Genomic DNA, 25,045 nt, shown 5'->3' with positions numbered 1-25,045 from the left:
TTTTGCGTTATTTAACCTGCTTTTCTCAGAATATCTTCGCTTTTATTGCGCGAAGTGAGTGACCTCGCAGTCAGGTTGGTTCAAACTACAGACTTTCAAGAAGGGAGATGTAGGGCGATGCAAGGCCACCCAGACGTTATCGATTACCTCAACACGTTGCTGACCGGCGAACTGGCCGCGCGTGACCAATATTTCGTTCACTCGCGGATGTATGAGGACTGGGGATTCACCAAGCTCTACGAACGAATCAACCACGAGATGGAAGAAGAAGCCGGTCATGCTGACGCTTTGATGCGCCGCATTCTGATGCTGGAAGGCACACCGCGCATGCGTCCGGATGACCTGGATGTCGGCACCACGGTGGAGACCATGCTCGAAGCGGATCTGCGCCTTGAGTACAAGGTTCGTGCGGCTCTGTGCAAAGGCATCGAACTGTGCGAGAAGAATGGCGACTACGTAAGCCGCGATATCCTCAAGCTTCAGCTGCACGACACTGAAGAAGATCACACCTACTGGCTAGAAAAGCAGTTGGGCCTGATCAAGTTGATCGGCATTCAGAACTACCTGCAATCACACACATCCTGATTGCGTCAGATACAAAAAAGCCCCTGTCACTGCTGAAGTGACAGGGGCTTTTTCATGCCTGGCAATCAGGCTCGATCGCGGATCAGCAGCGGCTTGAGGTAATGGCCAGTGTGAGATTGCTTCATCTCGGCCACTTCCTCCGGTGTGCCGGTGGCGATGATCTGTCCACCTTTCGAACCACCCTCGGGGCCGAGATCCACCAGCCAGTCGGCGGTCTTGATTACATCGAGGTTGTGCTCGATCACCACCACGGTGTTGCCGTGGTCGCGCAGGCGATGCAGCACGTCGAGCAGTTGCTGGATGTCCGCGAAGTGCAGGCCTGTGGTCGGCTCATCGAGTATGTACAAGGTCTTGCCGGTATCGCGCTTCGACAGCTCGCGAGACAGCTTGACCCGCTGGGCCTCACCGCCGGACAGCGTGGTCGCCGACTGACCGAGCTTGATGTACGACAGACCCACATCCATCAGTGTTTGCAGCTTGCGCGCGAGCGCCGGCACCGCGTCGAAGAACTCCCGCGCTTCCTCGATGGTCATCTCGAGGGTTTCGTGGATGCTCTTGCCCTTGTATTTGATCTCCAGGGTTTCGCGGTTGTAGCGTTTGCTCTTGCACACGTCGCACGGTACGTAGATGTCCGGCAGAAAGTGCATTTCCACCTTGATCAGGCCGTCGCCCTGGCAAGCCTCGCAGCGACCGCCCTTGACGTTGAACGAGAAGCGCCCCGGGCCATAACCACGGGAGCGGGACTCGGGCACGCCGGCGAACAGTTCGCGAATCGGCGTGAACAGCCCGGTATAGGTCGCCGGGTTGGAGCGCGGTGTACGACCGATAGGGCTTTGGTCGATATCCACGACCTTGTCAAGATGCTCCAGGCCCTTGATGCTGTCGTGGGCGGCGGCTTCCAGAGTGGTCGCGCCATTGAGTGCCGTAGCGCTCAACGGAAACAGTGTGTTGTTGATCAGCGTCGATTTACCGGAGCCGGAAACACCGGTCACACACGTCAGCAGGCCGATCGGAATTTCGAGGTCGACATTGCGCAGATTGTTGCCGCGCGCGCCCTTGAGCGACAGCACCTGTTTCTTGTTGCGCGGCGTGCGCTTGGCCGGCACTTCGATCTTGACCCGGCCCGACAGGTATTTACCGGTCAGCGAGTCCGGGTGTGCCATGACTTCGGCCGGCGTGCCTTCGGCGACGATCTGCCCGCCATGAACGCCGGCGCCCGGGCCGATATCAACCACGTAGTCTGCCAGTCGGATCGCGTCTTCGTCGTGCTCGACCACGATCACGGTGTTGCCGATGTCGCGCAGGTGCTTGAGGGTGCCGAGCAGGCGATCGTTGTCGCGCTGGTGCAGTCCGATGGACGGTTCGTCGAGAATGTACAGGACGCCGACCAGGCCGGCGCCGATCTGGCTGGCCAGACGGATCCGCTGGGCTTCGCCGCCGGACAATGTGTCGGCACTGCGATCCAGCGACAGGTAATCCAGCCCCACGTTGACCAGAAACTGCAGACGCTCGCGGATCTCCTTGAGGATCTTGTCGGCGATTTCACCGCGCCGGCCAGTCATCTTCAGCTCGCCGAAGTAGTCGCAGGCATCGCCGATCGGCAGGTTGGTCACCGCCGGCAAGGTTTTCTCGCCCACCCACACATGCCGAGCTTCGCGACGCAAACGTGTACCACGGCAGTCCGGGCAGGACTGGGTGCTGAGGAACTTCGCCAGTTCTTCACGCACGCTGGCCGATTCGGTTTCGCGGTAACGACGCTCCAGGTTCGGCACGATGCCTTCGAACGGGTGCGAGCGTTTGACGATGTCGCCCCGGTCATTGAGGTATTTGAAGTCGACGTTCTGCGAGCCGCTGCCGTGCAGGATGTGCTTCTGCTGATCGGCCGGCAGTTCGTTGAACGGTTGCTCCAGGCTGAAGCCGTAATGCGCAGCCAGCGAGCCGAGCATCTGGAAGTAATAGACGTTGCGCCGGTCCCAGCCGCGAATCGCGCCCTCGGCCAGCGTGAGTTCACCGTTGACCAGACGCTTGATGTCGAAGAACTGCTTCACGCCCAGACCGTCACAGGTCGGGCAGGCGCCGGCCGGGTTGTTGAAGGAAAACAGCTTGGGTTCCAGTTCGCTGATCGCATGGCCGCAGATCGGGCAGGCGAAGCGCGCGGAGAAGATCATCTCTTCGCCCGGCTCGTCGTCCATCGGTGCTACCAGGGCGATGCCGTCGGCCAGCTTCAACGCGGTCTCGAAGGATTCGGCCAGACGCTGCTGCAGGTCGGCGCGCACCTTGAAGCGGTCGACCACGACTTCGATCGTGTGCTTCTTCTGCTTATCCAGTTTCGGCAGCTCGTCCAGCTCGCAGAGCCGACCGTTGACCCGGGCCCGGACGAAACCCTGGGCGCGCAGTTCTTCGAATACCGAAAGGTGCTCGCCCTTGCGCTCACGGATCACCGGGGCCAGCAGCATCAGTTTGCTGCCTTCCGGCTGGGCCAGCACCAGGTCGACCATCTGGCTGACGGTCTGGGCTTCCAGCGGGATGTCGTGATCCGGGCAGCGCGGCGTACCGACGCGTGCATAGAGCAGACGCAGGTAGTCGTAGATTTCGGTGATGGTGCCGACCGTGGAGCGCGGGTTGTGCGAGGTCGACTTCTGTTCGATGGAGATCGCCGGCGACAGACCTTCGATGGTGTCGACGTCGGGTTTTTCCATCATCGACAGGAACTGCCGGGCATAGGCCGACAGGGATTCGACATAGCGGCGCTGACCTTCGGCGTACAGCGTGTCGAAGGCCAGGGACGACTTGCCGGATCCGGACAGGCCGGTGATGACGATCAGTTTGTCCCGTGGCAGGGTCAGGTCGATGTTCTTCAGGTTGTGGGTACGGGCCCCACGTATCAGGATCTTGTCCAAAGTGGCCTCGCTCGGCGGGCGTCGAAAACACAGGAGTATACGGCCAAATACTGGATGGATGCACACTATCAAATGAAGGGATTTCTGCCTTACATGAAGAGAGTTTCATCTGTACGTGGCAAAGCGTCGCGATATACCCCGTCTTTCGATGGGACTGGTAGAATCGCCGCCGGTTCACACGAGGTTTTTCCATGCACGATCCCCACAGCGAACGCATGAGTGGCAGCGAGACCCGCGCGGCGAGCGGTCTGGCCCTGGTGTTCGCCTTCCGTATGCTTGGCATGTTCATGGTGCTGCCGGTACTGGCGACCTATGGCATGGATCTGGCGGGAGCGACCCCGGCCCTCATCGGGCTGGCGATTGGCGCTTACGGCTTGACCCAGGCGATTTTCCAGATCCCGTTCGGGATCATTTCCGACCGCATAGGCCGTCGCCCGGTGATTTACCTGGGGCTGATCGTCTTCGCCCTCGGCAGTGTGCTGGCGGCCCAGGCCGACTCGATCTGGGGCGTGATTGCCGGCCGGGTCCTGCAGGGCGCCGGCGCTATTTCCGCGGCGGTCATGGCGTTGCTGTCCGACCTCACTCGCGAACAACACCGCACCAAGGCGATGGCCATGATCGGCATGACCATCGGCCTGTCGTTCGCCGTGGCCATGGTGGTCGGTCCGCTGCTGACCCGCGCATTCGGTCTGTCCGGCCTGTTCCTCGCCACCGGCGGGATGGCACTGATCGGTATCGTGATCGTGATGTTCATGGTGCCGAAGTCCACCGGGCCGCTGAGTCATCGTGAGTCCGGCGTGGCGCGTCAGGCGTTGATGCCGACGCTCAAACACCCGGACCTGCTGCGGCTGGACCTGGGCATTTTTGTGTTACATGCGATGTTGATGTCGAGCTTCGTCGCGCTGCCCCTGGCCCTGGTCGAAAAGGCCGGTCTGCCCAAGGAACAGCACTGGTGGGTCTACCTCACAGCCTTGCTGATCTCGTTCTTCGCCATGATTCCGTTCATCATCTACGGCGAGAAAAAACGCAAAATGAAACGAGTTTTGCTCGGCGCCGTGATGACGCTGATGCTCACTGAGCTATTCTTCTGGCAGTTCGGTGACAGCCTGCGGGCTCTGGTGATCGGGACGGTGGTGTTCTTCACCGCGTTCAATCTGCTGGAAGCTTCGCTGCCGTCGCTGATCAGCAAGGTTTCACCGGCAGGTGGCAAAGGCACGGCCATGGGCGTGTACTCCACCAGCCAGTTCCTCGGATCTGCACTCGGCGGGATTCTCGGCGGCTGGATGTTCCAGCATGGCGGTCTGTCGGTTGTGTTCCTCGGATGTGCCGGGCTGGCTGCACTTTGGCTGGCCTTTGCTGTTACCATGCGCGAACCTCCCTACGTGACGAGCCTGCGCCTGCCGTTGTCGCCCGAAGCGATCCGCGAAGCGGGTCTGGTCGAGCGCCTCAAGGCCCTCGTAGGGGTAACTGATGCAGTCATAGTCGCTGATGAAGCGGCGATCTACATCAAACTGGACACCGAATTAATGGATCGCACCACTCTTGAGCGCCTGGTGAACAACCCGGCGCAGACTGCGTGCGAAGCCTAGGAGAACGTTATGGCCCGTGGGGTTAACAAAGTCATTCTGGTCGGTACTTGCGGCCAGGATCCCGAAGTACGCTACCTGCCCAACGGTAACGCCGTGACCAACCTGAGTCTGGCGACCAGCGAGCAGTGGACCGACAAGCAGACCGGTCAGAAGGTCGAGAAGACCGAGTGGCACCGTGTATCGATGTTCGGCAAGGTTGCCGAAATCGCCGGCGAATACCTGCGCAAGGGTTCGCAGGTGTACATCGAAGGCAAGCTGCAGACCCGTGAGTGGGAAAAAGACGGTATCAAGCGTTACACCACCGAAATCGTGGTCGACATGCAAGGCACCATGCAACTGCTGGGCGGCCGTCCACAACAGGGCGACCAACAAGGCGGTGGCAACAACTATCAGCAGCAGGCGCCACGCCAGCAGGCTCCGCGTCCGCAGCAGTCGGCACCTCAGCAGCGTCCGGCCCCGGCTCCACAGCAGGCCGCACCGCAACCGGCTCCGGATTTCGACAGCTTCGATGACGATATCCCGTTCTGATTCGCTGCTGTATCCGCTTTAAATAAAAAGGCCCGTCGCTGAACACGACGGGCCTTTTTCATGGGCGCAGGTTTTTCAGTCAAGAATCAAATGCGGCAAGAACCGGCTCGAATCCTTGGTGATCAGACTGTTGTCCTCCCGCACGCCTATTCCTGCGGCCTGATCACCAATCACCCAGGAGCCGATCAGCGTGTAGCTGTCATCGAACTTGGGCAGCGGCGCAAATTCCTGCAGGATGAAGGGCGCGTCCGTGTAGGGGCCGTCCTCTTTGACGACCAGACCGTCGGCGGTTTGCAGCTCGATGTTGGCGCCTTCCCGGGAAAAGTACGGTTTGCGTACCCAACCTTTTGGCACTGCGCTACCCGGATTCGGGTCGAGATGCGCCGCCAGCAGGTTCGGATGGCCTTTGTGCAGCTCCCAGAGCAAGGGCAGGGCGCCCTTGTTGGAGAGAATGGATTTCCAGGCCGGTTCGAAAAACTGCGTGTCGCATTCGGCGATGGCTGCGCCGAACGGCTCATGGAAAATGAACTCCCAGGCGTGCAGCTTGAACAGGTGCGGGATCCAGCGATCTTCAAGATCGACAAAACGTCCCTCGGGAGTCAGGCCGATGTCTTCGATATCGATGTGCAGTGATTCGATGCCGACCTTTTCCGCGATCAGTCGCAGGTAGTCCGTGGTGCCCTTGTCCTCGACCGAGCCTTTCATCGAGGCAAAGTAGAACGGGCGCTTGAGCTTCAGCTGGGCAAAGGCTTCGTGCAGGCGGGTGTCGATGCTGTTGAACTGGTCGGCATGGCGCGGCAGCATTCCGCGCTCGATGCATTGCTCCAGCCAGCCCCACTGGAACGCCGCTGCTTCGTACAGGCTGGTGGGCGTGTCGTAGTTGAGCTCCAGCAACTTTGCCGGGCCGTTGCCGCTGTAGGAGAAGTCCATGCGTCCGTACAGATGCGGATGACCTTCCAGCCAGGACGTTCGGATCATGTCGTAGTACGACGCGGGGATGCTCAGGCGATCGAGCAACTCTTCGCTGTGCACCACCCGGTCGACCAGGTCCATGCACATCTCGTGCAGTTCGGTGGTCGGATCCTCGAGATCGTTTTCGATCTGCGCGAGCGTGAACTGGTAGTACGCGCGTTCGTCCCAATAGGGTTCGTCGTCGATGGTGTGAAACAGGAAGCCGAGACTTTCGGCGGTCTGTTTCCAGTCGGGGCGCTCAGCGCAATGGATCTTCTTCATGATCAGCTGCTCGAACTGCCCCAGCCGCCCCAACCGCTGCGCGCACTGGACTGGCTGCCGAAACCGCCACGGGAAGTCGAGGACGCCACGTTGACCGATTTGCTTCGGGAGCTGGTGTAGTCCGAATCGTTTCGAGTCGTCGGAGCCGATTCGATCCGGCGGTTCAGCGTCGAAGTGTCGTACGTCTGGCGAGTGTCACGATCGCGATAGACCGTCCGCGTGTCGCTTGCGCGATTGTTGCTCATGGCATTGCCGATCAGCCATCCGCTGAGCCAGCCGTTACCACCGCCACCGCCACCGCCACTGGAACCATGGGAAGTGCTCTGTGTGGTCTGGGCAGGTGCCGGGTCACCCGCTGGCATCTGCGCATTGGCGATCGCATCGAGGTTCTGCGCCGGCTCAACGTTCTGCGGCACCTTGAAGCCACCCAGCTTCGGCACAAAGCGGCCGTCGGAATTTTTCTGACACCAGCCGGCGGCGAAGTCTGCGTCGCACTGCGCTTTATCGTCATACGCCGGGGCGATGCGCCGGTGTTCGGTCAGGGCCGCGACGTAGGCGTTCGAGCAGGCATCGGCGGCTACTTCGGCGTCAACGCACTGTTCCACGCTCTGGAAGTTGCGTTGTTCCTGGGCGGCCACTTCGCCGGAAATCGCCAGCGCCACGGAGGCCGCCAGGGACAGTTGAACGTACTTGCTTCGTTTCATCTCAGGCTTCCTGCCGATCAGTAGGACGGTGTCATGCACGCGGCGTTGAGCATGCCGACGCTGATCGCCACCGCCGCGACGTAGATGCCGGCGGCGACTTCACCGTTGGCGATGCGCTGGGACGTGCCTTTGAGCACCAGGCCGGTCGCCAGGAATGCCAGCAATTGCACCGCGGCGGCGATCACCGCCCAGAGCACGAAATCGAGGACGTTGATCGAGTGGGCGATGATGTTGCTCGCCGGAATCGCGAAACCGATGATCGCACCCGACAGGGCGATGGCGGCAGCGTTGTTGCCGCCGCGAATCAGTTCGAATTCCTTGTGCGGCGTGATGCGGGTGTAGACGAACTGAAACAGCATGAACAGCAGCACGGCGCCGATCAGGTAGGCGGCGAAACCGACCAGCGCGGCCTTGTTCAGGGAAACGGACAGCACTTCCAGCATGGGGAACTTCCTTTTAAATGGTGCTCAGATCGGTGGTGTACAGCGAGATGCCCAGCGATGTGCTCAGGCTGACGGTGCCTTCTTCGTCCTGTTCGACGGAGAACAGCAGCAGCTCTCGACGGTCGGTCAGGCCGGTTTCCCGGGCGTACAGCATCGAATGGTGTTCGATGGTGTAGGACTCGTCGGGATTGATCACTTGTTCGGTGAGCGGGACCAGTTCGGTCTGGCCGCGTTCGGTGCCCCATTCACGGGTGAAGGACACGCCGTCATGGGTGTAGGCCGGTAGGCCGATCAGGCTGTTCGGGCCCGCCAGGCGCTGCAGCTCGGCGTCACTGTTGACCGTGACATAGCTGACGTAATTGAACAGCGTCACCGATTCGATCTGATCGTCGCCGGTGACATGCACCTGCAGCCAGAAATCTTCGTTGTTCAGGTAATAGCGATGCAGCTTGTTCGACTGGCCGAGGTCGATCCAGCCGGCGCTCCAGATGGCCTGGGCATCGGGAACCCGTACCGAGGTGCTGCCATCGAGCAGCAGGCCGAGCGTCGTATCGAACCGGATCCCCTTGCCCTGCGCCAGGCCAAGCGGGCCGCCGACAGCTTCAGGTGTTGGAGCCGGGGTCCCCAGCAAGTTCTTTAACCATCCCATGGGTACATTCCTTGAAGCGGGTGGAGGTGTTCGTTGGCAAAACGCCGCTAGTGTACCGGCCTCGTGACAAACGAGCAGGCGAAAAAGAAGGGCACCCGGTGCCCTTCTTTTCTCTGGCTGCCCTTACTGGGCCGACTTCTGCTTCAGTCGCTCGAGGATCGCGTTGGCGCTGCCCTCGTTCGGCGTGATGCCGGCGTCGCGCAGTTTGCGCTCCAGGTCGTTGCCGGTCGTGGCATCGGCCAGTTCGTCCTGAGCGTTCAGCTCGGCGGCGCGTTGCTTTTGCTTCTCCTGCAGACGGTTCAGGGTGCCGACTGCGGTTTCCAGCTTGCCGTTGGCGCCGCCGCTGGCGATGGAGGCGCTGACCTGCGCTTTCTGCACGCTTTCACGGGCCTTGGCCATGTCCACTTGCTGACGCAGGCTCTTGATCCGCGCTTCGGCCTTGTTGATGTCCTTGCGCATGTTGTCGGCGTAGGTACCGAACTCGTCGCTCTGGGCCTTCTCGGTGGTCAGGTCGTTGGTCAGGGTCGAAATCGCTTCGGCCACTTCCATCGCCAGGTCTTCACGGCCGGCGTTCAGGGCGGAGACTGCCTTGGCTTCCAGATCCTTGATCTTGGCGTCGTACTCGCTCACGCGATCGGCGGACAGCTTGTGCTTGGCCATGATGGTGACCAGTTCGCGACGGGCGTTGGACAGGGCGCTGTCGGCGTCACGGATTTCCTGATCGAGGATGCGCAGGGCCTGTTGATCGACGATCGCTTCGCCGACTTCATTGGCGCCGCCGCGCAGCGCGGTGAACAACTTGTTCCAGATGGACTGAGTCATTGGACTTTCCCTGTTGATTACTTGAAGAAATGTTCGAAGGCTTCGCTGGCGCGCTGCACGTTATCGACCAGGGTTTTCACCTCGGTGACCACGTTGGTCAGGCTCGAATCTGCACTCAGCGCGCCGAACATGTTGTAGACAGTCTGGCCGTTGGGCATGGTCTCGATGCCGATCGACGACAGCGGGAACATTTCCCGGCTGCGCAGGACCGCATCGTTGAAGGTACGCACGTCGGTGATCGAATCGATGTCCACCAGCACGGTGTCGACGATGATCTGCTGACCCGCGATGGCGATGTGAATCGGCAGGCCGCCGAATTCGTTCATTTCCAGCTTGAGGCTGGGTTCGGAGCTCTGGATCAGGGACAGGGTGATTTCTTGCGAAGCCACTTCGTCCAGTGCCTTGAAAGCGTTGTAGAGGCTATCGATGTTCCAGTTGTTGCCTGCGCTCATGTAATTCTCCGACATGAAAGAGCCAGCCAGAATCGGTTGGCGTAGCTGTTGCTCCATTTGCTTGAGCAAGCTTCGGTTCTCCGGAAGCACCCAAGTTTCGTGTTTCACATAACCGGCGGCCGCCAGGCCCGCACGCATCTGCTTCATATAGAAACTCGATGGTTTTTTCGCGGACGTTGTCGAGCGTACTCCCTTCGGGCTCTCCGATTTTGTTGCTGGGGAGTTGCTTTTCATGGCGATGACTCTGTTATGAATAACTCACGCGTGAGCCACACTACAACCAATTCAAAGTGCCATCAATGGCTCACGCGTGAGATTTTTTCAGTGCGCGAAAAAAGGCCCGCAACATGGCGGGCCTGTGTCTATTGCGAAGGTTCGCGCACGAGAATTAACGGCTGGTGGCGAGGAATTCGTCTGCGGAGACCACGCTGGCGTAGGCAAAACCCAACGATGACATGAATGCTGCGTGTACATAGGCCGCCGGCACGGTCAGGCCATTGAATTCCAGATCGCGGGTGGCGCAGGCATCGTGAATCACCGTGACGGTGTAACCCAGATCCGCCGCCGCACGGGTGACGCCATCGATGCACATATGGCTCATGCTGCCGACCACCACCAGTTCCTTGATGTCTTGCTCATCAAGGATCGATTGCAGTTCGGTTTCGCGGAACGAGTTGACGAAGTGCTTGAGCACCACCGGTTCGTCGGCGCGGTTGAGCACCTTGGGGTGCAGCTTGGCGCCCTCGGAGCCCGGGGTGAAGAACGGCGCATCCGCCGAGGTGAATTCGTGACGGATATGGATCACCGGCTCACCCGCTTCACGGAACGCTGCGATCAGTCGGGCAGCGTTGTCGGCGGCAGCGTCGACGCCAGCCAGCGGCCACTTGCCTTGGGGGAAGTAGTCGTTCTGGATATCGACTACGATGAGTGCTTGCCTGGCCATGGGTGTGTCCTCGAAGTGTTTGTTGGGTGTGGAATCAGTATCGGCGCCAGCTACGTCTTCGAGGATTGGCCGCACCGACAATAGACAGGGGAAAACTGACAATGGGTGTTGAAAGGGCCGTTGCCGAATTGGGCGTGCTGATTTATCCCGGTGCGCAACTGGCGGCGGTGCATGGTTTGACCGACCTGTTCGGCGTGGCCGACCGGATCGCGGTCGAGCATCAGGCCGCGCAATTGCCAAGGCTGCGGGTGAGTCACTGGCAGGTCGAAAACGAACAGGCTCCGGTCAGGGTTTACGACAGTCATCCTGCAGCCGAAACAGGCTTGCTGGCGGTGCTGATCCCACCTTCGATCGCCGGGTTCAGTGCAGAGCAGACATCGCCGGGATTGCTGCAATGGCTGCGCGATCAGCATGCCCGTGGCGCGACGCTGGGCGGCGTCTGCGTGGGCTCGTGGCTGCTGGCCGAAAGCGGCCTGCTCAACGGTCGCAGCGCCACCACTCACTGGACCTCGGCCAAGGCGTTTGCCGAGCGTTATCCAGACATCAAGCTCAAGGCCGACACACCGATTGTCGATGACGGCGACCTGATCACCACCGCCGGGCTGATGGCCTGGTCAGAGCTGGGGTTGCGGCTGGTCGATCGTTTGCTGGGGCCGAGCATCGCCAGCGCCACAGCGCGGTTCCTGGTGATGGAACACAGCGACAGCGCCAGTGCCTGCGGCAGCAATTTCGCGCCGATCCTCAGCCATGGCGATGCATCGATTCTCAAGGTCCAGCACTGGCTGCAAAGCACCGGTGCGACTGACGTTTCGCTGGCCTCGATGGCTGAGCGCTCGGGGCTGGAGGAGCGCACATTCCTGCGTCGTTTCCGTGCCGCGACCGGCCTGAAACCCACCGAGTACTGTCAGCACCTGCGGGTCGGCAAGGCACGGGAAATGCTCGAGTTCACCAACGGCACCATCGACCATATCGCGTGGACGGTGGGATATCAGGATCCGGGTGCATTTCGCGCCATCTTCAAGAAAATCACCGGGCTGGCGCCGAGCGATTATCGGGCGCGGTTTGGCGTGACACCGCCGACGGCGCTGGCGAGATAGCGTCTGACGGTCGTGCAAAATGCCGGAGCCATGGCGCCGGTCGTGCAGATTGAAACGGGCGGGGTGCCAGTACGAAAAGGCTAATTCACTGATTTGCGTGGGGTTTCGCGCAGCAGCCGTTTGGCCTGATCTCTGCACCCTCTGACCTACATTCACCGAGCCGCAGGAAGGGGGACGCATGACCCCGACACCTCGCAACAAAATAGTGGTCGCCCATTCCGTACGCCCCGACGCACCTCAACACGAAGTGCAGACCAACAAGGCGCTGGCCCGCTGGCTGGCGCAGATTCTCGGGCTGACATTCGGCGACAACTACGACGCGCAAAAGCACCGCGGTCGCGACCTGTATCTGCTGCCGACCCAAACCATCGTCGGCGCTGCCAAGGCCCATGAACTGGGTATCAAAGGCCCGAACGATCTGTGGGGCGGTTTCGTCGAGCACGATTTCATCTGCACCAAAGCCATCAGCCACGGTTTGCGCAGTCATCTGGCCCGCGCGCCGCAAGGCTGGTCGCCGCTGTTTTCCGAACGCACGCGCAATGTCGTGCTCGACGGGCTCAGCGTGTTTGATCTGAAAGATGCACGACCCGCCGCCGAACATCTGCTGTACAGCGGCCCGATCCGTCTCAAACCGATTCATGCGTGCGCCGGCCGCGGACAGGAAGTGATCAAGAGCCTCGACGCTTTCGACGAGATCCTCACTCGCCCGGACATTGCAAAACAGTTCAACGAAGGCGTGGTGCTGGAGCAGGACCTGAGCCAGGTAGTTACCCACAGCGTCGGCCAGTCGTTCATCGGCGACCGGGTGCTCAGTTACTGTGGTGATCAATACTTGACCGAAGACGCCCACGGCGAAGACGTGTACGGCGGCTCGAACCTGCTGGTGGTGCAGGGCGGTTACGAGGAACTGCTGACACTGGACCTGCCGGACGATGTGCGGCTGGCCATCGAGCAGGCGCAGGTGTTCGACCGCGCGGCGGATGAAGCCTATCCACGGTTCTACGCTTCGCGGCGCAATTACGACATCGCCCAGGGCCTGGGCAGCGATGGTCAGCAGCGCAGCGGCGTGCTCGAACAATCCTGGCGCATGGGCGGCGCGAGCAGTGCCGAGGTGGCGGCGTTGCAGAGTTTCGTCAACGATCCGTCGATGTGCGCGATCCGCGTGTCGTCGGTGGAAACCTACATCGACCAGGCCCTGCCGGCGGATGCTATCGAGGTCTATCGCGGCCCTGCCGAGAACAGCGACTTTCTCCTCAAATACGTGACGGTCAAATCCTATGACGGCTAGAAGCGAAAGCATTCAAATCGACATTGATGACGAGCAGATGAGCGGGACCTTCCTCAGCCCCAAATCGAAAGTCCCCGGTGTGTTGTTCGTGCACGGCTGGGGCGGTAGTCAGGAGCGAGATCTGGAACGGGCCAAAGGCATCGCCGGCCTGGGCTGCGTTTGCCTGACGTTTGATCTGCGCGGGCATACCGGCGGCACCGGTATTCCGCTGAGCCGGGTGACCCGTGAAGACAACCTGCGCGACTTGCTGGCGGCCTACGACCGGCTGCTCGCGCACCCGGCGCTGGACACCTCGGCCATCGCGGTGGTCGGCACCAGCTACGGCGGTTATCTCGCTTCGATCCTCACCTCATTGCGCCCGGTGCGCTGGCTGGCGCTGCGGGTGCCGGCGCTTTATCGCGACGAGCAATGGCACACGCCCAAGCGCGATCTGGACAAGGCTGACCTGCGCGATTATCGCGGTACGCTGGTGCGCGCCGACAGCAATCGGGCGCTGCATGCCTGCTCGCAATTCACCGGGGACGTGCTGCTGGTGCAATCGGAAACCGATGACTACGTGCCCCACGCGACGATCATGAGTTATCGCGCGGCGTGTCAGCAGACCCACTCGCTGACCCATCGGATCATCGACGGTGCCGACCATGCCCTGAGCGACCCGACCTCGCAGCAGGCGTACACCTCGATCCTGGTCGACTGGATCACCGAGATGGTGGTGGGCGAACGGTTGAGCATCATTCAGTCGCGCTGATCAGGGCTTGGGTTTCTTCTCGATCCGCAGTGCCTTGGCCTTGGCTTCCACCACCAGATACATCACCACCGTGATCAGCAGCGGCAGCAGAAAATAGATCGCCCGATAGGCCAGCAACCCCGCGACCAGACTGCCGCGCGACGCCTCGTGTTGCAGCAGCGCGACGAACACCGCTTCGAGTACGCCGAGCCCGGCCGGAATGTGAGTGATGACCCCGGCAATCGCGCTGATCAACAGCACCCCGAGCACCAGTGGATAGTCGAGCTTGCCCGGCAGCAAGGTGAAAATCACCGCCGCCATCAATGACAAGTTGAGCGCGCCGAGCAACAGCTGCAGGACGGCCATGCGCAGCGACGGCAGATTGATTTCCACCCCGCGAATCGACCACTCGCGGCGCCGGGAAAACTGGCAGGCGACCAGGTAACCGGCACTCAGCAACAGCAGCAAAACGCCGATGCCCTGCAACGCATCGCTGCTGACTTTCCAGCCCGGCGGCATGCTGACCAGACCGCTGCTGAACACCGCGCCGGCGATGGTCATGTAGCCGAACCAGTTGGTGGCCAGGCTCAGCCCGAGGATCTTGGCGATGTTGCTTTTGCTCACGCCGAGTCGCGAGTACAGCCGATAACGCATGGCGATCCCGCCGACCCACGCGCTCAGATTGAGGTTGAATGCGTAACTGATGATGCCCACCGGCAGGATCTGTTTCCAGGTCAGCTCCTGGCGAATGTAAGTGCGGCCGATCAGGTCGAAACTGGCGTATACCAGAAAGCTCAACAGCGTCAGGCTGGAGGCGATGATCAGCGTGCGCACCTTGAAGTCGGCGAGGGTTTGCAGCACCTCGGCCCATTCGATGCGGCTGGCGAACATCGTCAGCAGGACGATCAGCGCGAGGAAAAACAGCAATGTCAGCGGACGCTTCCAGCGACTCCAGCGTGACGTGGCCGCTGGCTTCGAATGTGTGGCGGCGGGAGCATCGGAACGGCTCATGACGGATCGCTCCCGGTCGTGCGGATAAAGGGTTTCAACCGTGGTTTGTGTGCAGGTAGCCAGCCGGCCATGGCCGGGAAATGGCGCAGGAAATGAAACACCAGAAACCCCACGGTCATGTGCCAGAGTCGGCCGCGCGGCGACTTGCTGGCGTCCATCGTTTTGCAGTGGTTGTTGCTCAGATCTTCGAGACGTTCAAACAGATGACCATTGAAGGCCCGGTCGCGGATCAAAACATTGGCTTCCAGGTTCAGTGACAGGCTCAGCGGATCAAGATTGCTCGACCCGACAGTGCTCCAATCCTCATCCACCAGCGCGACTTTGCCGTGCAGCGGCCGCTCGCAATATTCGTGGATCTGCACCCCGGCCTTGAGCAGGTAGTCGTAGGTCATGCGCGCTGCGAGTTTGGCCACCAGCATGTCCGGCTGGCCCTGCAGGATCAGCCGCACATCGACGCCGCGCCGGGCCGCGTTGCGCATCTCGCGCAGCAAGCGGTAACCGGGAAAGAAATAGGCATTGGCGATCACCACCCGCCGCCGGGCGCGGCGCAACACCTGTAAATAAACGTCTTCGATATCGGTGTGATGCTGGTCGTTGTCGCGGAATACCAATCGCACCTGACCGTCATGTTCGGTGAACGCCATCTCCGCCCGCCGCTGGCGTCGACGCTGCCACCAGAACCGCGCCCGGCCGGGACGACCGCTTTGCAGCAGGGCGAAATGATGGATGTCGGCCACCGCCGGGCCCTGAACTTGCACCGCGTAATCCTGCTTCGCCTCGGGGCCGAAATCCGCCAGGTGATCGCCGGAAAAATTGATCCCGCCGATGAACGCAATCAGCCCGTCGACCACCACGATCTTGCGGTGCAGGCGACGAAACCAGTTGGTGCGAAAACCCAGGCGTTTGGGCGCCGGGTCGAAGATTTGCAGGTGCACACCGACCTCGCTCAACGCGGTGAGGTAACGGGTGCTCAATTCGCCGCAACCGAAGCCGTCGAGACTGACGGTGGTGCGCACGCCACGCCGGGCGGCGTCGATCAGAATCTGCTGCAACTCGTTGCCGACCTTGTCTTCGAAAACGATGAAGGTCTCCAGCAGGATTTCACTCTTCGCCGTGCGCATGGCATCGAAGACTCGCGGGAAATAATCCTCGCCGTTTTCCAGCAGTTCGACGCGGTTGTTGCCCTGCCAGCCATAGTCGACATCGACTTGGCCGGGCTCGCGGATCGGTGGGGTGATGGTGATCGGTTCCACGGCGGACTTTTCCAGCGGCGCGCTGCTCATAGTTCGATCTCCACTGACAGCGGCACGTGATCGGAAAGATGTGACCAGGGCCGGTTGGCGAGCACCTTCGGCTGGCTGGTCTTGAGGTTGCGCACGTAGATCCGGTCCAGCCGCAGTGCCGGCCAGCGCGCCGGAAAACTGCGCGCCGGTTTGCCCTGATGCTCGGCAAACACTTCACGCAGACCGCAAGGTTCCAGCAGCGCATCGGCGCGCTGGCGCCAGTCGTTGAAGTCGCCGGCGACGATCACCGGTGCATCGTCGGGCAGGTCGGCGAGGCGTTTTCGCAGCAGTTTCAGCTGTGCGTTGCGATGACTTTCACGCAGGCCCAGGTGCACGCAGATCGCGTACAATTCGCGAGCGTCTCCCGGCAGGCGCAGCACGCAATGCAACAGACCACGGTTTTCATGACCGCTGATGGAAACGTCGAGGTTGTCGTGGCGCACGATCTGGAATTTCGACAGCAGGGCGTTGCCGTGATCACCCTCCGGGTACACCGCGTTGCGCCCGTAGGCGAACTGCGGCCACAGGCTGTCGGCGAGGAACTCGTATTGCGGCATCGTCGGCCAGTTGTTGTAGCGCTTGGGATGGTGTTCGTGGGTGCCGTGGACTTCCTGCAGGAACACCACGTCGGCGGACACGCTGCGGACCGCTTCGCGCAGTTCCGGGAGAATGAAGCGGCGGTTCAGCGCGGTGAAGCCCTTGTGGGTGTTGACCGTCAGCACGGTGAAACGACGCACCGTGGTGATGACGGTGGCCTGTTCATCGGTGACGCCGACCGGCTCGGGAATGCTCATGACGGCATGCCCGCAGGGGGGTGGCGCTGGTCGCGCCAAGGGGCAGGGCGCCCCTTTGAGTCATCGATGCGAATCGCCGCCATGCCGTCCTCCCGTCGAAAGTCCTCGTACCGCCTCTGTCTATTGGTGACTGCGGGCGGTTCGAGAAAGTTTCGGCGGGACTACGGACGGTCGGTATTCGCCGGATCAGTGGCCGGTAATGACGCGAGCAGAGCCTTCAGCGGGTTCGGCATACACCGGGCCCAGCCGGTCGAGGCGACCGCTCAAGGCTGTCAGGGCCAATGCCACCAGCACCACCAGCCCGCCGATCCACGCGGTGTGGATCAGGCCGATGTGCTCGACAATCAGCCCGCCACCCCAGGCACCGCCGGCGATCCCGAGGTTGAACGCCGCAATGTTCAGCCCTGAAGCCACATCGACTGCCTGCGGCGTGTGATGTTCAGCCTGACGCACCACGTACACCTGCAAACCCGGCACGTTGCCGAAGGCGACCGCGCCCCAGACCAGCACGGTGGCCAGTGCCAGCCACGGGTTGCCGGCGGTGAAAGTGAGCACGAACAGCACGGCAGCGAGCAGGGCGAAGATGATTTTCAGGGCGCTGATCGGCCCGCGCTTGTCCGCCAGTTTGCCACCCCAGATATTGCCGACGGCGACCGATACGCCGTACACCAGCAGCACCAGGCTGACCGTGCCGGCGCTGAAGCCCGAGATGTCCTGAAGAATCGGCGCCAGGTAGGTGAAGGCAATGAACGAGCCGCCGTAACCGATGGCGGTCATGGCGTAGACCAGCAGCAGGCGCGGCTGTTTGAGCACCTGCAACTGTTGCAGCAACGAAGCCGGCTTGCTGTGGGCGATGTTTTTCGGCACATACAGCAAGCTGCCGATGAACGCGATGACGCCCAGCGCCGACACGGCGAGGAAGGTTTCACGCCAGCCGAAATGCTGACCGATGAACGTGCCCAGCGGCACGCCGGTGACCAGTGCCACGGTCAGGCCGGTGAACATGATTGCAATCGCGCTGGCGGCCTTTTCCTTGGGCACCAGGCTGGTGGCAATGGTCGAGCCGATGGAGAAGAAGACGCCATGAGCAAGGCCGGTGACGATCCGTGCCAGCACCAGCGATTCATAACTCGGTGCCAGCCAGGCCAGCAGGTTGCCGAGGGTAAACAGCACCATCAGCGACAGCAGCAACAGTTTGCGCGGGACTTTGCCGGTGAGCGCGGTCAGCACCGGCGCACCGATGGCCACGCCGAGGGCGTAGAGACTGACCAGCAGACCGGCGGACGGCAGACTGACGCCAAGATCGGCGCCGATGGTAGGAAGCAGGCCAACGATGACGAACTCGGTCGTCCCGATGGCAAATGCGCTGAGCGTCAGCGCGAGCAAGGCAATGGGCATGACAGCACTCCGGTTGAGGATTGAATGGAGCGCAGTGTCGGGGTTTGGCGAGGGAGGAAAAATACAGGGATGGGCATTTGATATTTGACCTGGGAGCAAAGATCAAACGCTGCCCTCAAGGCGTTCTTGAGCTCAATGCCGAATCAGTTTGTTGCGCACCTGTTCCATGGAGACCTGATCCAGCTCCGGCCAGAACTGCTGCTTGCCGGCAATCTCGGCCGCCACCGGCAACCCGTCGCGATACACCAGCCGGTTGCTCGCCAGCGCCGGCACTTTCGCGCCCGGCAACAAAGTGCCGGCGAGGTTCAGCGGATCGACCCCGCACACCGCGATCAGGCTGCCGTCATGGGGGCGACGGCGCACTTCGCGCAGCAGCGGAATCGCCTCGGGCAGGGCGAATTGTTCACCGGCCAGGCCACTGACAAAACGCCCGCCGCGAATCTCGCCCCGGGCCTCCAGCCGGTGAAAGGTGCGCAGGAGTTCGCGCCAGCTCGGCAGCCAATCGGCTTCGCGTTCCAGCAGGCGCCAGAACACCACGCCGTAACGGCGCAACAAGGTCATGGCGATGTGTTCAAGCGTCTCGGGCGACGCTGTCTGGCTGCTTTCCACAACCGACCCACGACGTAAAAGCGCCCAGCGCCCGGCATCGTCCATGCCACCCACGAACGCCCCGCGCCCGCGTCGACTGCTGCGTTGCTGACGCTTGCTCGCCGGGGTGATCAGTGCCCGCAGGCCGGCAAAACTGTCGGCGTTCACCAGGCCAGCGCCGACCAGTTCCTGCAAGGCGATTTCCAGTTCGGTGCGCAGCAGGTGCGCTTCATGAATCAGCTCATCGAAAAACAGCGCCCCGTGCTGACTGAGGGCCTCGAAGACTTTCTGCGTTTTAGGCGACAGTTCACTGATCGGCGTCTGCTCGGCCAGTGCGCTCCACAACCCGACCTGACTGCGCGGCAACAGCACCACGGGCGTACTGCGCAGCGCCGTGCCGCTGGTTTTTTGCCGGGCGCTGAGGCGAGTCCACACCAGTTTTCCGCTGCGGCACAGATCATCCAGCCAACTCGGTGAATAGTCCTTGAGCCGCGCCGGAAGAATGTCGCTGTCCCACGCCGACGCTGCTGCCGGGTAGCCTTCGAACTGACCGACAACCGCCGGCAACACGGCGCTGCCCTGACCCCGGGTGGACGAGGAGACATGCTGCCAGTCGAACAGGAAACGCATAAAATCCTGCAACGCCACCGGTTCGATTTCCCGGCGCAGGCGCTTGACGGTGTAGCGGTGAATACGCGCGAGCAGATGCCGTTCGCACCATTCTTCAGTCTTCAGCCCCGGCGTGAATTGACCACGCAGCACATAGCCTTCGCGTTCCAGTCGGGCGAGGGCTTGATGGACGTGTTCGGGCGGCAATGACAGCGGTTGCGCGATGGTCTCCAGTGGCAGCGGGCCGAATGCACTCAGTCGCGCGCGGATGACTTCCACCAAGGCATCGTCGGCGGTCCAGACTTCATCAAAACCGGGCAGGGCTTGCAGCACTGAAGATGCCTGTGGATAAAGCGCTTGCAGACAGGTCAGGCGTTCTCGCGCCAACCAGAGCGAATGCTCGGGATCGATTTGCAGTTGGCAGGCTCGACCCGTGTCGGCCAACGCATTCAGCCAATCGCGCCAATGCAGGTTGGCCTCGACTTCGTGGTCGCTGATGCAGGCCAGGCTCATCAGCGCTTCGTGCATTTCGTCGGGGCTGTTCGGCGTTGGCCAGGCTTCTTCACGTACGGCGGTGATCGCGTCGGCGTCCAGCGCACCGAGGTCATCGGTGGATTGCGGATCGCTCCAGCGGCGGTTGAGCACAGCCTGGGTGCGACGCTCTTCCAGCGGCGCGTCGTCGAGAAAGGTGTAGGGGCGTGCGCTGAGGATTTCCGCCGCCAGCGGCGAGGGCGCCGGCAGATCGCGAGCGATCAGGCGCACTTCACCGCGTTCCAGCCGTCGCAGGAGACCGAGCCAGCCCTCGCTGTCCATCGCTTCGTGCAGGCAATCGTCGAGGGTCTGTTCCACCAGCGGATGCTCGGGGATTTCTCGTTCGCCGGCGAGATTTTCCAGGCAGGCGATCTGATCGGGAAACACGCTGGCGATCAGGTCTTCGCTTTTCATTCGCTGCAACTGCGGCGGGACTTTTCGCCCGCTGACAAAACGCGGCAGGGCCAGCGCCACCCCGGCGTTCCAGCGCCAGCGCACGCCGAACAACGGTGCGTCGAGCACTGCTTGAATCAGGATGTGCTCGGCGCTGTTGCTGTGCAGATAACGCCAGACCTCGTCGAGTTCGAAACTGTGGCTGGTGGACAGCGACAGCACGATGGCGTCTTCGCTGGCGGCAGCCTGCAATTCGAAGTTGAAGGTGCGGCAGAAGCGCTTGCGCAGGGCCAGGCCCCAGGCGCGATTGATACGGCTGCCGAATGGCGAGTGGATGATCAGTTGGGTGCCGCCGGACTCGTCGAAAAACCGTTCCATCAGCAGCGTGTCCTGGGACGGCAGGGCGCCGAGGGAGAGGCGGGCTCGGGCCAGATAATCCACAAGCTGTTCGGCGCTGGCCAGGTCCAGTCCCAGGGTTGCGGTCAGCCAGTCGAGGGCCGGTTGCAGGTTGCCGGGGCTGGCGCTCAGCAGTTGATCGAGCTGTGCCTGCAGGCGGGCCACGGCCATCGACAATTCGGCGCTGCGACCGGGTGCTTCGCCGAGCCAGAACGGAATAGTCGGCGGTTGGCCCTGGGCATCCTCGACCCGCACCTTGCCGGTTTCCACCCGCAGGATTCGGTAGGAGGTGTTGCCGAGCTGGAACACATCGCCGGCAATGCTTTCCACGGCGAAGTCTTCGTTGACGCTGCCGATGTTCAGGCCCTGGGGTTCCAGCAGCACGCTGTAGTCGGCGTTGTCGGGGATGGTGCCGCCGCTGGTCACGGCCGTCAGCCGCGCACCGCGTCGTCCGCGCAAGGTTCGGCTTACAGCGTCGCGGTGCAGGTAGGCGCTGCGGATGCCCTGACGACCGTTGTAGCCTTCGGCGAGCATGGTCAGCAGCGCCTGATAATGCTTTTCGTCGAGGTCGGCGTAGGGTTCCGCGTGACGAAGCAGTGCGAGCAACGCGTCCTCGGCCCACTCCTGGCAACTGACCTCGGCGATGATCTGTTGCGCCAGCACATCCAGCGGCGCTTCGGGGATGTGCAGGGTGTCGAGTTCGCCCCGGCGCACGCAGTCGAGCAGCGCGGCGCATTCGATCAGGTCATCGCGGGTGGTGGCGAACAGGCGCCCCTTGGGCGTGCCGCCAACCTGGTGTCCGGAACGGCCGACCCGTTGCAGAAAACCGGCAATCGACCGCGGCGAAGCGATCTGGCACACAAGGTCGACTTCACCGATGTCGATCCCCAGTTCCAGCGACGCAGTGGCGATCAGCACTTGCAGTTCGCCACGCTTGAGGCGCTGTTCGGCGTCGAGACGAAACTCCTTGGCCAGACTGCCGTGGTGCGCGGCCACCGCGTGTTTGCCGAGGCGTTCGCTCAGGTGCCGACTCAGGCGTTCGGCGAGGCGCCGGGTGTTGACGAAAATCAGCGTGGTGCGGTGTTCGCTGGCGAGCGTGGCGAGGCGGTCGTAGACCAGCTCCCAGACATCATTGGCCATGACCGCCGACAACGGCACCGGCGGCACTTCGATGCCCAGATCCCGTGGGCGCGCGTGGCCGATGTCGATGATTTCGCACGGGCGCTCATGGCCGACCAGAAACCGTGCGACCGCATCGATCGGTTTTTGCGTGGCCGACAGCCCGATGCGGGTCAGCGGTTCGGCGCACAGCGCCTGCAAGCGTTCGAGGCTCAGGGCCAGGTGACTGCCACGTTTGCTGGCGGCAATGGCGTGGATTTCATCGACGATCACCGTGCGCGTGGTGCCGAGCATTTTGCGCCCGGACTCGGAACCGAGCAGTACGTAGAGAGATTCCGGGGTGGTCACCAGAATGTGCGGCGCACTTTTGCGCATGGCGGCGCGGTCTTTTTGCGGGGTGTCACCGGTGCGTACGGCAGTGGTGATTTCCAGTGCCGGCAGGTCCATTTGACGTAACTGGTCGGTTATCCCGGCCAGCGGATTTTGCAGGTTGATGCGGATGTCGTTGGACAACGCCTTGAGCGGCGAAACGTAGACCACCAGCGTCTCGTCCGGCAGACCGTCCGGGGTTTCCAGGCCACGGTGGACCAGATCGTCAAGCACCGCGAGAAATGCGGTGAGGGTCTTGCCGGAGCCGGTGGGCGCGGCGATCAGCGTCGAGCGTCGCTGGCGGATCAACGGCCATGCGCGGGCCTGGGCGGCGGTGACCGTCGCGAATGTGTGGCTGAACCAGGCGCTGACAGCGGGGTGGAAGCCTGCCAGGGCCGCGTCCTTGGGGAGGGGCAGATTCATGGCTTCAGTTATGCGGGTGAGCGGGCGAAGTTGCAAGTACCGCTGGGGATCTACACTTTACGGGTGACGGTTGCGCACTAAACCCGCAAAATGCAACGATTCCGGCAATTATCGACGACGGTGCCACGCGCATCGTCGCTAAAGCCATCGTTCCAATCAGACTGGGCCTGCTGACTCTATGCGAATGCGCCTTATGTTACTGGGCGGCGGAAATGCCCTTGGGCAGGCGCTGATTCGCCTCGGTGCGGAGGAAGACATCGGTTTCCTCGCCCCCCGCCCGCCCGAAGACGGCTGGGATGCCGCGAGCCTGACACAACTGCTCGACGACACCCGTCCCGATGCATTGATCAACCTTGCCTACTATTTCGACTGGTTCCAGGCCGAGACCGTCAGCGAAAGCCGTCTGTCGGGCCAGGAACGCGCCATCGAGCGTCTGGCCGAACTGTGCCAGCACCACAACATCGTGCTGGTGCAACCGTCCAGCTACCGGGTATTCGACGGTTCCCGTGCCACCGCCTACAGCGAAAAGGACGAGCCCGTGCCGTTGGGCCTGCGCGGTCAGGCGCTGTGGCGGATCGAGCAGAGCGTACGCGCCACTTGCCCGCAGCACGTGTTGCTGCGTTTTGGCTGGCTGCTCGATGACAGCCCGGAAGGCACCCTCGGGCGATTCCTGGCCCGTGCCGAACAGCCGGAAGAATTGCTGCTGGCTGACGACCGTCGCGGCAATCCGACCCCGGTCGACGATGCGGCCCGGGTGATCATTTCGGTGCTCAAACAACTCGATTGCGCCGCGCCGCTGTGGGGCACTTACCACTACGCCGGCCACGAGGCGACCACACCGCTGGCCCTGGGGCAGGCGATTCTCACCGAGGCTCGCAGCCTGCATCCGCTGGCGATCGAAGAACCGACCGCCCAGGCCCATGCCGCGCGTGAGGATGCCGCTGAAGAGCCGCAACACGCGGTGCTGGCCTGCAAGAAAATTCTGCACACTTTCGGGATCAAGCCGCGCGCCTGGCGCGCCGCACTCCCGGGCTTACTGGATAGGTTTTATCGCCATGGCTGACGGCCCTGTTTTAATCACCGGCGGCGCCGGTTTCATCGGTTCGCACCTGACTGACGCGTTGCTCGCCAACGGCCATTCGGTACGGATCCTCGATGACCTGTCGACCGGCAAACGCAGCAACTTGCCGCTGGACAATCCCAAGGTTGAACTGATCGTCGGCGACGTCGCCGACGCCGCGCTGGTTGCACAAGCGATGCAAGGTTGCAGCGCGGTCGCGCACCTGGCCGCCGTGGCGTCGGTGCAGGCGTCGGTGGATGATCCGGTGAAGACTCACCAGAGCAATTTCATCGGCACGCTCAACGTCTGCGAAGCCATGCGCGAGGCCGGCGTGAAGCGCGTGCTGTTCGCCTCCAGCGCCGCGGTCTACGGCAACAATGGCGAGGGCGAGTCGATCAACGAAGACACGCCGAAAGCGCCATTGACGCCGTATGCATCGGACAAACTGGCCGGTGAGCACTACTTCGATTTCTACCGCCGCCAGCACGGTCTGGAGCCGGTGATCTTCCGCTTCTTCAATATTTTCGGCCCGCGTCAGGATCCGTCCTCGCCGTACTCCGGCGTGATCAGCATCTTCAGCGAACGCGCGCAGAAAGGCTTGCCGATCACCGTGTTCGGCGATGGCGAGCAGACCCGGGATTTCATGTACGTCGAAGATCTGGTCGACGTGCTGGTGCAGGCCCTGGAAAAGCCTGAAGCGCAAGTCGGCGCGGTAAACGTCGGCTGGAATCAGGCGACCAATCTCAAGCAGATGCTGGCTGCGCTGGAAGCGGTGGTCGGCGAGTTGCCGCCGGTCAGCTATGGCCCGGCGCGCTCCGGTGACATCCGTCATTCGCGGGCGAACAACGCTCGGTTGCTCGAGCGATTCAAGTGCCCGACGCCAACGCCGATGAGCGTCGGCCTGGCACGTTTGCTCGGCCGCTGAGCTTCTCGCGGACATGAAAAAGGCGCCTTTTGACAGGCGCCTTTTTCACGGCCGGAAATCGGATTTCAAACACATTTCCTGTAGCGAGGGAGCTTGCTCCCCGGTCGATTGCGTAACATCGCCGTCAGTTCTGAGTCTGCCCGCCACCAAGCCTCATTCACCACCACGTGAACGTTCTTTGATTGC

Annotated in this window: 21 protein-coding genes; 8 read left to right on the top strand and 13 right to left on the bottom strand. The window is 62.0% G+C overall.

The features are described from left to right. The first annotated feature begins 117 nt into the window (after window positions 1-117). Entirely contained in the window at window positions 118-585 is a 468-nt protein-coding gene (gene bfr, locus IF199_RS26855; protein ID WP_085733015.1) for a bacterioferritin, read from the top strand. 65 nt (window positions 586-650) lie between these two features. Here bfr and uvrA read toward each other — a convergent pair whose 3' ends face one another. Continuing rightward, a complete protein-coding gene (uvrA, locus tag IF199_RS26850) occupies window positions 651-3,485 on the bottom strand; it encodes an excinuclease ABC subunit UvrA (RefSeq protein WP_192559116.1) in 2,835 nt (944 codons plus the stop codon). Window positions 3,486-3,676: 191 nt separating this feature from the next. On the opposite strand from uvrA, the gene IF199_RS26845 reads away from it, so the two are divergent. Beyond that, complete coding sequence (locus IF199_RS26845) at window positions 3,677-5,074, top strand: MFS transporter (protein WP_192559115.1); 1,398 nt, start codon at window positions 3,677-3,679, stop codon at window positions 5,072-5,074. A gap of 9 nt (window positions 5,075-5,083) precedes the next feature. Further along, window positions 5,084-5,602, top strand: a complete 519-nt coding sequence (locus IF199_RS26840) for a single-stranded DNA-binding protein (RefSeq protein ID WP_007966163.1) — start codon at window positions 5,084-5,086, stop codon at window positions 5,600-5,602. Between the two features lie 75 nt (window positions 5,603-5,677). Here the strand turns inward: IF199_RS26840 and IF199_RS26835 are convergent, their stop codons facing one another. The 7 genes from IF199_RS26835 to IF199_RS26805 all read right to left on the bottom strand — a co-directional run bounded on the left by IF199_RS26835 (window position 5,678) and on the right by IF199_RS26805 (window position 10,848). Beyond that, window positions 5,678-6,835: a glutathionylspermidine synthase family protein gene (locus IF199_RS26835; protein ID WP_192559114.1), complete on the bottom strand. Its 1,158-nt coding sequence runs from the start codon at window positions 6,833-6,835 to the stop codon at window positions 5,678-5,680. A gap of 2 nt (window positions 6,836-6,837) precedes the next feature. After that, complete coding sequence (locus tag IF199_RS26830) at window positions 6,838-7,539, bottom strand: DUF1190 domain-containing protein (RefSeq protein ID WP_192559113.1); 702 nt, start codon at window positions 7,537-7,539, stop codon at window positions 6,838-6,840. 17 nt (window positions 7,540-7,556) lie between these two features. Further along, window positions 7,557-7,982 carry a DUF350 domain-containing protein gene (locus IF199_RS26825; RefSeq protein ID WP_085712345.1) on the bottom strand — a complete coding sequence of 142 codons (426 nt, stop codon included), beginning with the start codon at window positions 7,980-7,982 and terminating at the stop codon, window positions 7,557-7,559. A 13-nt stretch (window positions 7,983-7,995) separates the two neighbouring features. Continuing rightward, window positions 7,996-8,631, bottom strand: coding sequence for a DUF2491 family protein (locus tag IF199_RS26820; protein ID WP_192559112.1), 636 nt, complete (start codon window positions 8,629-8,631; stop codon window positions 7,996-7,998). Window positions 8,632-8,754: 123 nt separating this feature from the next. Next, window positions 8,755-9,453 (bottom strand): PspA/IM30 family protein, encoded by a 699-nt coding sequence (locus tag IF199_RS26815; protein WP_192559111.1) that lies wholly within the window; start codon window positions 9,451-9,453, stop codon window positions 8,755-8,757. A gap of 17 nt (window positions 9,454-9,470) precedes the next feature. Further along, window positions 9,471-10,139: a YjfI family protein gene (locus IF199_RS26810; protein ID WP_192559110.1), complete on the bottom strand. Its 669-nt coding sequence runs from the start codon at window positions 10,137-10,139 to the stop codon at window positions 9,471-9,473. Between the two features lie 154 nt (window positions 10,140-10,293). Beyond that, a complete protein-coding gene (locus tag IF199_RS26805) occupies window positions 10,294-10,848 on the bottom strand; it encodes a cysteine hydrolase family protein (RefSeq protein WP_192559109.1) in 555 nt (184 codons plus the stop codon). Window positions 10,849-10,949: 101 nt separating this feature from the next. Between IF199_RS26805 and IF199_RS26800 the strand changes: the two genes are divergently transcribed. The 3 genes from IF199_RS26800 (at window position 10,950) to IF199_RS26790 (ending at window position 13,981) form a co-directional block, all read left to right on the top strand. Further along, window positions 10,950-11,945: a GlxA family transcriptional regulator gene (locus IF199_RS26800; protein WP_102620882.1), complete on the top strand. Its 996-nt coding sequence runs from the start codon at window positions 10,950-10,952 to the stop codon at window positions 11,943-11,945. 178 nt (window positions 11,946-12,123) lie between these two features. Then, window positions 12,124-13,233 carry a DUF3182 family protein gene (locus IF199_RS26795; protein WP_192559108.1) on the top strand — a complete coding sequence of 370 codons (1,110 nt, stop codon included), beginning with the start codon at window positions 12,124-12,126 and terminating at the stop codon, window positions 13,231-13,233. Then, window positions 13,223-13,981 carry an alpha/beta hydrolase family protein gene (locus IF199_RS26790; RefSeq protein ID WP_007955615.1) on the top strand — a complete coding sequence of 253 codons (759 nt, stop codon included), beginning with the start codon at window positions 13,223-13,225 and terminating at the stop codon, window positions 13,979-13,981. The genes IF199_RS26795 and IF199_RS26790 overlap by 11 nt, the downstream gene beginning before the upstream one ends. Here the strand turns inward: IF199_RS26790 and IF199_RS26785 are convergent, their stop codons facing one another. The 5 genes from IF199_RS26785 to IF199_RS26765 form a co-directional block, all read right to left on the bottom strand. Beyond that, window positions 13,982-14,971: a lysylphosphatidylglycerol synthase domain-containing protein gene (locus IF199_RS26785; RefSeq protein WP_192559107.1), complete on the bottom strand. Its 990-nt coding sequence runs from the start codon at window positions 14,969-14,971 to the stop codon at window positions 13,982-13,984. It lies immediately after the preceding gene. Beyond that, complete coding sequence (gene clsB, locus IF199_RS26780; protein WP_192559106.1) at window positions 14,968-16,254, bottom strand: cardiolipin synthase ClsB; 1,287 nt, start codon at window positions 16,252-16,254, stop codon at window positions 14,968-14,970. Before clsB ends, IF199_RS26785 begins: the two co-directional genes overlap by 4 nt. After that, entirely contained in the window at window positions 16,251-17,048 is a 798-nt protein-coding gene (locus IF199_RS26775; RefSeq protein ID WP_192559105.1) for an endonuclease/exonuclease/phosphatase family protein, read from the bottom strand. Before IF199_RS26775 ends, clsB begins: the two co-directional genes overlap by 4 nt. 186 nt (window positions 17,049-17,234) lie before the next feature. Then, window positions 17,235-18,446, bottom strand: coding sequence for an MFS transporter (locus tag IF199_RS26770; protein ID WP_096820739.1), 1,212 nt, complete (start codon window positions 18,444-18,446; stop codon window positions 17,235-17,237). A 132-nt stretch (window positions 18,447-18,578) separates the two neighbouring features. Continuing rightward, on the bottom strand, window positions 18,579-22,874 hold the full coding sequence (locus IF199_RS26765) for a DEAD/DEAH box helicase (RefSeq protein WP_192559104.1): 4,296 nt from the start codon (window positions 22,872-22,874) through the stop codon (window positions 18,579-18,581). 178 nt (window positions 22,875-23,052) lie between these two features. Between IF199_RS26765 and IF199_RS26760 the strand changes: the two genes are divergently transcribed. Together IF199_RS26760 and IF199_RS26755 are read left to right on the top strand one after the other, a co-directional pair. After that, entirely contained in the window at window positions 23,053-23,937 is an 885-nt protein-coding gene (locus IF199_RS26760) for a sugar nucleotide-binding protein (protein ID WP_096820741.1), read from the top strand. Further along, window positions 23,930-24,859, top strand: coding sequence for an NAD-dependent epimerase/dehydratase family protein (locus tag IF199_RS26755; RefSeq protein WP_192559103.1), 930 nt, complete (start codon window positions 23,930-23,932; stop codon window positions 24,857-24,859). Before IF199_RS26760 ends, IF199_RS26755 begins: the two co-directional genes overlap by 8 nt. Window positions 24,860-25,045: the final 186 nt, after the last annotated feature.

It is taken from the genome of Pseudomonas allokribbensis (assembly GCF_014863605.1).
GTDB lineage: Bacteria > Pseudomonadota > Gammaproteobacteria > Pseudomonadales > Pseudomonadaceae > Aquipseudomonas > Aquipseudomonas allokribbensis.
This window is presented reverse-complemented; position numbering and strand designations above follow the sequence as displayed.

What these genes read in the sequence shown, in the direction of transcription:
- bfr (WP_085733015.1), top strand. Translation starts at nt 118, where the DNA reads ATGCAAGGCCACCCAGACGTTATCGATTACCTCAACACGTTGCTGACC.
- IF199_RS26845 (WP_192559115.1), top strand. Translation starts at nt 3,677, where the DNA reads ATGCACGATCCCCACAGCGAACGCATGAGTGGCAGCGAGACCCGCGCG.
- IF199_RS26840 (WP_007966163.1), top strand. Translation starts at nt 5,084, where the DNA reads ATGGCCCGTGGGGTTAACAAAGTCATTCTGGTCGGTACTTGCGGCCAG.
- IF199_RS26835 (WP_192559114.1), bottom strand. Translation starts at nt 6,835, where the DNA reads ATGAAGAAGATCCATTGCGCTGAGCGCCCCGACTGGAAACAGACCGCC.
- IF199_RS26830 (WP_192559113.1), bottom strand. Translation starts at nt 7,539, where the DNA reads ATGAAACGAAGCAAGTACGTTCAACTGTCCCTGGCGGCCTCCGTGGCG.
- IF199_RS26825 (WP_085712345.1), bottom strand. Translation starts at nt 7,982, where the DNA reads ATGCTGGAAGTGCTGTCCGTTTCCCTGAACAAGGCCGCGCTGGTCGGT.
- IF199_RS26820 (WP_192559112.1), bottom strand. Translation starts at nt 8,631, where the DNA reads ATGGGATGGTTAAAGAACTTGCTGGGGACCCCGGCTCCAACACCTGAA.
- IF199_RS26815 (WP_192559111.1), bottom strand. Translation starts at nt 9,453, where the DNA reads ATGACTCAGTCCATCTGGAACAAGTTGTTCACCGCGCTGCGCGGCGGC.
- IF199_RS26810 (WP_192559110.1), bottom strand. Translation starts at nt 10,139, where the DNA reads ATGAAAAGCAACTCCCCAGCAACAAAATCGGAGAGCCCGAAGGGAGTA.
- IF199_RS26805 (WP_192559109.1), bottom strand. Translation starts at nt 10,848, where the DNA reads ATGGCCAGGCAAGCACTCATCGTAGTCGATATCCAGAACGACTACTTC.
- IF199_RS26800 (WP_102620882.1), top strand. Translation starts at nt 10,950, where the DNA reads ATGGGTGTTGAAAGGGCCGTTGCCGAATTGGGCGTGCTGATTTATCCC.
- IF199_RS26795 (WP_192559108.1), top strand. Translation starts at nt 12,124, where the DNA reads ATGACCCCGACACCTCGCAACAAAATAGTGGTCGCCCATTCCGTACGC.
- IF199_RS26790 (WP_007955615.1), top strand. Translation starts at nt 13,223, where the DNA reads ATGACGGCTAGAAGCGAAAGCATTCAAATCGACATTGATGACGAGCAG.
- IF199_RS26785 (WP_192559107.1), bottom strand. Translation starts at nt 14,971, where the DNA reads ATGAGCCGTTCCGATGCTCCCGCCGCCACACATTCGAAGCCAGCGGCC.
- clsB (WP_192559106.1), bottom strand. Translation starts at nt 16,254, where the DNA reads ATGAGCAGCGCGCCGCTGGAAAAGTCCGCCGTGGAACCGATCACCATC.
- IF199_RS26775 (WP_192559105.1), bottom strand. Translation starts at nt 17,048, where the DNA reads ATGAGCATTCCCGAGCCGGTCGGCGTCACCGATGAACAGGCCACCGTC.
- IF199_RS26770 (WP_096820739.1), bottom strand. Translation starts at nt 18,446, where the DNA reads ATGCCCATTGCCTTGCTCGCGCTGACGCTCAGCGCATTTGCCATCGGG.
- IF199_RS26765 (WP_192559104.1), bottom strand. Translation starts at nt 22,874, where the DNA reads ATGAATCTGCCCCTCCCCAAGGACGCGGCCCTGGCAGGCTTCCACCCC.
- IF199_RS26760 (WP_096820741.1), top strand. Translation starts at nt 23,053, where the DNA reads ATGCGAATGCGCCTTATGTTACTGGGCGGCGGAAATGCCCTTGGGCAG.
- IF199_RS26755 (WP_192559103.1), top strand. Translation starts at nt 23,930, where the DNA reads ATGGCTGACGGCCCTGTTTTAATCACCGGCGGCGCCGGTTTCATCGGT.